The organism is Thermodesulfobacteriota bacterium, from assembly GCA_040755095.1.
Lineage (GTDB): Bacteria > Desulfobacterota > Desulfobulbia > Desulfobulbales > JBFMBH01 > JBFMBH01.
This window is the reverse complement of the sequence record JBFMBH010000212.1, coordinates 1-4,060: the sequence shown is the minus strand read 5'-3', so window position 1 is coordinate 4,060 and position 4,060 is coordinate 1. Positions and strand designations below refer to the sequence as shown.

The 4,060-nt window shown below is 67.0% G+C and carries 5 protein-coding genes; 4 read left to right on the top strand and 1 reads right to left on the bottom strand.

Features of this window, described 5'->3' with window-relative positions; all coding sequences use genetic code 11:
* Window positions 1-360: 360 nt before the first annotated feature.
* The 3 genes from AB1634_18830 to AB1634_18820 all read left to right on the top strand — a co-directional run bounded on the left by AB1634_18830 (window position 361) and on the right by AB1634_18820 (window position 2,756).
* Window positions 361-621, top strand: a complete 261-nt coding sequence (locus tag AB1634_18830) for a type II toxin-antitoxin system Phd/YefM family antitoxin (protein MEW6221568.1) — start codon at window positions 361-363, stop codon at window positions 619-621.
* A 29-nt stretch (window positions 622-650) separates the two neighbouring features.
* A complete protein-coding gene (locus tag AB1634_18825) occupies window positions 651-1,109 on the top strand; it encodes a Fic family protein (GenBank protein ID MEW6221567.1) in 459 nt (152 codons plus the stop codon).
* Window positions 1,110-1,271: 162 nt separating this feature from the next.
* Window positions 1,272-2,756 (top strand): AAA family ATPase, encoded by a 1,485-nt coding sequence (locus AB1634_18820; protein MEW6221566.1) that lies wholly within the window; start codon window positions 1,272-1,274, stop codon window positions 2,754-2,756.
* A 79-nt stretch (window positions 2,757-2,835) separates the two neighbouring features.
* Here AB1634_18820 and aat read toward each other — a convergent pair whose 3' ends face one another.
* A complete protein-coding gene (aat, locus tag AB1634_18815; GenBank protein ID MEW6221565.1) occupies window positions 2,836-3,576 on the bottom strand; it encodes a leucyl/phenylalanyl-tRNA--protein transferase in 741 nt (246 codons plus the stop codon).
* Window positions 3,577-3,684: 108 nt separating this feature from the next.
* Between aat and AB1634_18810 the strand changes: the two genes are divergently transcribed.
* Window positions 3,685-4,023, top strand: coding sequence for a BrnA antitoxin family protein (locus AB1634_18810; protein MEW6221564.1), 339 nt, complete (start codon window positions 3,685-3,687; stop codon window positions 4,021-4,023).
* Window positions 4,024-4,060: the final 37 nt, after the last annotated feature.

The following is a 4,060-nucleotide window of genomic DNA, read 5'->3' as shown; positions in this document are numbered from 1 at the left end:
GCCATTCCGGGCAACGATTTCCCCTCCCGTCTCCGGGCGCTCAAGGAAAAGCACGTCCGCAAGCCGTCCTTCCTGGAGCGACTCCGGAAGGCAGGCCTGTGAGCCGGGGCCCTCCGCCAGCTCCGGGGGCCGTCTATGCGGATCGTATCTGCGTGCTGGCTCGCCAAAGGGGACACAAAGGGGGCAAAGGGGGCCATCGACAAGGAGCAGGCCTGAGGATGCCGCCTTTTCGTCGTTCCGCCCAGGACGGCGCGTACCAACGAGAAGGACGAGCCTTGCCAGGAAGCGAGGGGAGGTTGATCGGACGGCGTTTCTCTCGCCCGGTTGGGGTTGCGGTTTCTGGGGCTTGCTTGCACGCCGATGGTGACCATGCTACTGGGGTCACAAGTCAAGCCGTGGAGGTGCGCTGTGCCGCAAACCGTTTCCAAATCCCAGTTCAAGCCCCGTTCGCTGGAATATTTCCGCCGGATCGAAGAAACCGGTGAAGAGCTTGTGATCACTGACCATGGCCGGCCGGTGCTGAAGGTTGTCCCGTACATCGCGGACCCGGAAGCCTGTTCCAGTCCCTGGCCCAGGCTGACAACGCCGGCAGCTCGACCGTCTTCGTGGAGTTTCTGCTGACGGCGATCCTCTGTGCCTTGCAGGAGACCATGTCCAGCGACCAGGTCAGCGACCAAGTCGGGGCCCTGTTGCGGGTCATGGCACAGGACAGGCCGCAGTCCGCGGCCGAATTGATGGCAGCCCTCGATTTGTCCCACCGGCCGAGCTTCCGAAAGCACTACCTCCATCCGGCAGCGCAGGACGGGCTCATCGCAATGACGATCCCGGGAAAGCCGAACAGCCGGTGGCAGCGGTATCGTCTCACCGAAAAGGGCCGGGTCGTGCAGTCACGGTTGCGTGTTGGGGAGAGTTGCCATGCGCGGGGCGCACCCGAATGGGTGAAACGCCGGAATTTGGCCATGGTGGCCTCCCATAAGTCCTATAGGTCCTATAAGTCCCATGGGTCCCAGGAGAGGACCGGGGCGATGAGATCCGGTGTGCCCCGGAGCTGCGGCCCCGCCGCAAGGTCCTCCCCGGCCGGGAACGGAATGCCGGTCGCTTCTGGCTGACCGGCTCCCAGTCGTCCCACCTCATGAAAGGGGTCTTCGAGTCACCCCACAAGGATGCACGCCTGCCCCCGAGTCGTCAGAGAGCCCTCCGACGGGATTTTCGGGTCAGATGGCCTTTTTTCTGTCTGCTGCAAAACAGCCTTGGCCATTTTGCAGTAGACCATGAACTGGCCGTATGCGCGCCATATCTCCCTATGTCCTCCAGGATCTGGCCAGGCAGATGGTTCTTGTCGGCGGCTCGCGCCAAGTGGCAAGACCACCCTGGCCAAGGCCATCCTGGCGGAGAGCTACCCGGCTGGCCGCGATCTCAACTGGGATTTCGACGAGGACCGGCAGGACATCCTGCGCCGGCGCTGGCAGGAGACGGCCAGCCTGCTGGCGCTGGACGAGCTGCACAAGCTCCCCCGCTGGCAACAATCCTGGCTCAAGGGCGCCTATGACGTGCTCGGGGATCGGCACTCCTTCAAGCAGTTTCCGGTGGTTCTGGTCACCGGTGCCAGACAGGTGGGCAAGACCACGCTCCTGGCGCATCTGGGGGGAGTCGGCAGGGCCTGCGTCACCCTGGACGACCCGCTGGTTCGGCGCCTGGCCAAGGAGGATCCAGCCCTCTTCCTGCAGCGTTTCCCGCCTCCGGTCCTGATCGACGAGATCCAGTATGCCCCGGAGCTCTTGCCCTACCTCAAGATCGTCGCCGACCGGGAACGGCAGGCCGGGCTCTTCTGGCTGACCGGCTCGCAGCCGTTCCATCTCATGCGGGGGGTCTCCGAGTCCCTGGCGGGTCGGGTGGCGCTGGAGCCCCTCTTCGGCCTCTCCCGCCGGGAGGCCATGGGGAGCGGCCGGGGGGCGCGACCGTTTCTGCCCGGCAGCCAGGAGCTGGCGTCCAGGTTGGCCAGCGGCGGTCATCTTCCGCTCTTGGAGCTGTATCGCCTGATCTGGCGGGGGGGATTCCCGAGACCTTCCCTGGACGATGGGGTGGACCGGGATCTCTTTTTCAACTCCTACGTGCAGACCTACCTGCAGCGCGATGTCCGGGACTTGGCCCGGGTCGGCAACGAAATGGCCTTTCTGCGCTTCCTGCGGGCCGCTGCCAGCCGGACCGGCCAGCTCCTCAACCTGACCGAGCTGGCCCGGGACGCCGATGTGGCCGTCAACACCGCCAAGAGCTGGTTGTCCATCCTGGAGGCCTCTGGCATCGTCCACCTGCTGGAGCCGTACCACACCAGTATCAGCAAGCGGCTGGTAACGGCGCCGAAGGTCTATTCCCTTGATACCGGTCTGTGCAGCTATCTCACCGAGTGGTCGAGCCCGGAAACCCTGGAGGCTGGGGCCATGTCCGGAGCGATCCTGGAAACCTGGGTGGTGGCCGAGCTTCTGAAGAGCTACTGGCACTGCGGCCGCCAGCCGCCCTTCTACCATTACCGGGACCGGGACAAGAAGGAGATCGACCTTCTCCTGGTCGCGGACGGTATCCTCCTCCATCCCCTGGAAATCAAGAAGACCGCCTCCCCGGGCAGGAGTGATGTCCGGCACTTCCAGGTGCTGTCCGGACTGGGCCTGCCGGTGGGGCCCGGCGGCCTCATCTGCCTGGCCGAGCAGGCCCTGCCCATCTTCGCCGAGGTCTGGTCCATCCCGGTTGCCGCCCTGTGAAGGTCACAGGGATGCCGCCGGTGGTGTGGGCGCCACCGCTTGCGCGGAGGTGTTGGGTTTCGCTGCCGCTCAACCCAACCTACACGTCCGGATGGCGGGAAGGGGAGCCCGGCGGGCTGCCTGGCGGCGAAGCCCCGGCCGGCGCTGTCCACGGTCCCGGCCGGGTGGGGGCGGCGATGCTCTTCGCCAGCCGGGCCAGGAACTCGGGCCGGGGCATGGGGCGAGCGCCGAGGCGGCTGAGATGGCCGGTGGCCACCTGGCAGTCCAGGAGGTCAAAGCCCCAGGCGGTCAGCTGCTGGCAAAGGAAGACCAGGGCCGCGGAGGAGGCATCGGCCACGTGGTGGAACATGGATTCGCCGAAGAAGGCCCTGCCCAGGCTCACCCCGTAAAGGCCGCCGGCGAGCGTATCGTCCTGCCAGGCCTCCACGGAATGGGCGAAGCCCAGCCGAAAAAGCTCGTTGTACGCCGCCGCCATGGCCGGCACGATCCAGGTGCCGGGCTGGCCGGGTCGGGGCACGGTGGCGCAGGCGGCGATCACCTGGGCAAAGGCGGTGTCGATGGTGAGGGTGAAGCGGCCCTGACGCAGGGTGCGGGCCAGGCGGCGGGGGATATGCACCGCCTCCGGCAGGAGGACGAAGCGGGGATCCGGGGACCACCAGAGGATGGGGTCCCCGGGGCCGTACCAGGGGAAGATGCCCTGCTGGTAGGCGAGGAGGAGGCGGTCCGGGGTGAGATCGCCGCCCACCGCCAGGAGGCCGTCCGGGTCAGCGAGCCCCGGCGGCGGAAAGGCCAGGGTCCTGGTCAGGCGGAAGACCGGCATGGCCGGGGGCGGCTATGCACAGGGGAAGGCCAGGACGCCGCCGGCAACGGCGTGTCCGGCCGTCGGTCAGCTTCCGGCCGGCAAGCGCCGAGGAGAGGAGTGCCTACCATGGCTGGCTCGAAAACGACTTCCATGACGATTGATGAGATGCGTGCCGCAGCCTTGCGCGGCGAGAGCAAGACGGATGCTGCCAAGGTGCGGGCCGGGGCACCTTATGTCTGGGACGGCAAGGACGAGGACGAACGCCCCCTGACAGCCGAGGAGATCGCGGCTGGCATCAAGGCCCACCGGCGGCGGCGCGGCCGGCCGGCCGGCAGTGACAAGGAGTCCACGACGATCCGTTTCGATCGGGATATCCTGGACGCCTTCCGGGCCGGCGGACCGGGCTGGCAGACCCGGATCAACGCGGCGCTCCGCGACTGGCTCAAGACCCACTCCCCGGTGTGAGTTGCCCCGCCACTGGGCAGAGCCTCCCTACTCGTAC

What these genes read in the sequence shown, in the direction of transcription:
- AB1634_18830 (MEW6221568.1), top strand. Translation starts at nt 361, where the DNA reads ATGGTGACCATGCTACTGGGGTCACAAGTCAAGCCGTGGAGGTGCGCT.
- AB1634_18825 (MEW6221567.1), top strand. Translation starts at nt 651, where the DNA reads ATGTCCAGCGACCAGGTCAGCGACCAAGTCGGGGCCCTGTTGCGGGTC.
- AB1634_18820 (MEW6221566.1), top strand. Translation starts at nt 1,272, where the DNA reads ATGAACTGGCCGTATGCGCGCCATATCTCCCTATGTCCTCCAGGATCT.
- aat (MEW6221565.1), bottom strand. Translation starts at nt 3,576, where the DNA reads ATGCCGGTCTTCCGCCTGACCAGGACCCTGGCCTTTCCGCCGCCGGGG.
- AB1634_18810 (MEW6221564.1), top strand. Translation starts at nt 3,685, where the DNA reads ATGGCTGGCTCGAAAACGACTTCCATGACGATTGATGAGATGCGTGCC.